Origin of the sequence: Clostridium sp. (assembly GCF_036569345.1) — a bacterium.
GTDB lineage: Bacteria > Bacillota > Clostridia > Clostridiales > Clostridiaceae > Clostridium_AD.
Genome location: NZ_DATCQT010000160.1, coordinates 1 through 1,837, shown reverse-complemented (window position 1 = coordinate 1,837; position 1,837 = coordinate 1). Strand labels below are relative to the sequence as shown.

At 31.3% G+C, this 1,837-nt stretch carries 1 protein-coding gene, 1 tRNA gene and 1 rRNA gene; 2 read left to right on the top strand and 1 reads right to left on the bottom strand.

Translation table 11 applies throughout. The annotated features are described in order from the left end of the window. The first annotated feature begins 16 nt into the window (after positions 1-16). Positions 17-133 (top strand): 5S ribosomal RNA (gene rrf, locus VIM70_RS15960). Positions 134-139: 6 nt separating this feature from the next. After that, positions 140-216, top strand: a tRNA-Ile gene (locus VIM70_RS15955). Positions 217-364: 148 nt separating this feature from the next. On the opposite strand, the gene VIM70_RS15950 is transcribed toward VIM70_RS15955, so the two are convergent. Continuing rightward, the gene (locus tag VIM70_RS15950) at positions 365-1,297 is read right to left on the bottom strand and encodes a DUF475 domain-containing protein (protein WP_331946767.1); all 933 of its coding nucleotides are present in this window, start codon (positions 1,295-1,297) and stop codon (positions 365-367) included. Between the last annotated feature and the right edge of the window lie 540 nt (positions 1,298-1,837).

The following is a 1,837-nucleotide window of genomic DNA, read 5'->3' as shown; positions in this document are numbered from 1 at the left end:
AATATTTATATTCTCATCTGGTGATTATGGCATGAAGGTAACACCCGTTCCCATACCGAACACGAAGGTTAAGCTTCAATGCGCCGATGGTACTGCAGGGGTGACCTTGTGGAAGAGTAGGTTGTCGCCAGGTTTACATGGATCTTTAGCTCAGCTGGTTAGAGCTACCGGCTCATAACCGGTCGGTCCGGGGTTCGAGTCCCTGAAGGTCCACCATAAATAACAGTTCAAATTGAACTGTTATTTTTATTTTTTTGGAAAATATAGAGAAGTATAATTTTGTTTTTGAAGAAAGTTAAAAAATATTAGAATATATTAAAAAATTCAGCAATGTAAGAACTGCTGAATTTTTTAATATATTCTCCTAATTAGATGTCATATGTTTTTTAGCATGAATTTTTGACTTAATGAAAAAGAATATAATTATTAATATTGTAACCAAAGGCGTAATATATTCTGGTATTTCTATTTTAAAGCCTTCCAATATCATTACCATACCAAGACATAGAATTGAGTACATTGCTCCATTCTTAAGAAAAACATATTTTTTTATATTTTCTATATTACCCATAGTCAATTGCCTAACAACAATAGCTCCCAAACCATTCCCTAAAATTATAAGCGGTACTGATGTTGTAAATGCAAAAGCACCCAATACCCCATCAATGGAGAAAGTCATATCTATTATTTCTAAATATAATATTTTGCTAATATCAGACATCCCACTTTTATTACTCAATAATTGTTGTTCGTTTGATTCTGCGTTCTTTTTAAATCCATCAGTGATAAAAAAAGCAGAAGAGCCGATTACCGCTGATAAAGCCAATATTGAATCGTACTTCAAAGCCACCGCAACAATTACAACTAAAATCACAGAAACTATGGCATAAAACCATGCACCATGTTTTACAAAAAGTTCTTCCACCGGAAGTCCGAAGTGCTTATCCTCAATAAACAGCCAGTGAAGAAACAAGAATAGTAAAAAAACTCCTCCTCCAAGCATCAGTATTGGTGTGGAAAGTTCAAATGATTCTTTTATGTGTGGATCATTTGAAAATGTGGCGGTAAGAGCTCCTATAGGGCCTAGTTCTGGATTAGTTACCCATACTATAACCCATGGCAACAAACCCCTTACAATAAATACTGCAAACAATATACCGTAAACTAGAAACCATTTCTTTGCTTTTTCAGACATGGTACCAAGTACTTCAGCGTTTATCACAGCATTATCTATGCTGGAGACTACCTCAAAGACACATAGACCTATTATAATAAAAAAAATTGATAAAAATCCCATATAGATAAAACTCCTTCTAATATTAAATAATTATTTTTATCTATTTATTATAAGCCATTGATAATTAAATATTCAACATCCATTCAAGATAAACTCTAAGTAATAAAACAGATTGTAATTCTGTTTGTGTATCATTCTATGTATAAATACATAGAAACTTATTCAGGCGTGTCCATATATGTAATACTTAGGTTTTAAGAGCGATATACAGTAAATGAATAATAACATTGTTATGTAAATAATAATACAATTATAGTAATATGTTATTATGATAGAATACTCCTTGTCGTCACGAACGTGTGGCGTAGTAAGCTAAATGTTAATTACTATTTAATAGGTTTTCAGATGAAAATAAATTTTAAAAAGTTGTTGACAAAACAAGAGATACCAAGTAGAATAGTAGAGGTCGTCACTTGATGACAAAACAAATTGGTCTTTGAAAATTAAACAGAGAAATAGGTAAAGAAATGAAATAATATTTTATTTTAACCAGTTAATTACTTTAGAAAAAAGTAATATTTTAGTCGTAAGACTAAAAAG

What these genes read in the sequence shown, in the direction of transcription:
- VIM70_RS15950 (WP_331946767.1), bottom strand. Translation starts at nt 1,297, where the DNA reads ATGGGATTTTTATCAATTTTTTTTATTATAATAGGTCTATGTGTCTTT.